Genomic DNA, 268 nt, shown 5'->3' with positions numbered 1-268 from the left:
AGAGTAACGAGGTTGATGGTACTCCGAACGGTTTACATGGATTACTAGAGTTTAGTACCGATTTATATAAACGTGAAACGGTTCAAAAACTAATAGAACGATTCATTTTGTTATTAGATGATGCAGCTACAAATCCGGATCAATCAATTGGCAGATTAGAAATATTAACTGTAGCAGAGAAAAATACAGTGTTAGAAAAGTGGAATGGTGGTTTTCAAATTGCACCAGAAATGACATTGCTACAATTGTTTGAAAAGCAGGCTCATAT

At 34.7% G+C, this 268-nt stretch carries 1 protein-coding gene; it reads left to right on the top strand.

The annotated features are described in order from the left end of the window. Positions 1 to 268 (top strand): hypothetical protein (locus SB717_RS36305; RefSeq protein ID WP_410907862.1); only part of this gene is annotated, 268 nt, incomplete at both ends.

The sequence above is a fragment of the Priestia sp. SIMBA_032 genome, assembly GCF_046535215.1.
Lineage (GTDB): Bacteria > Bacillota > Bacilli > Bacillales > Bacillaceae_H > Priestia > Priestia aryabhattai.
Note: the sequence above shows the minus strand (reverse complement) of the source record. Positions and strands in the feature narration are given on the sequence as shown.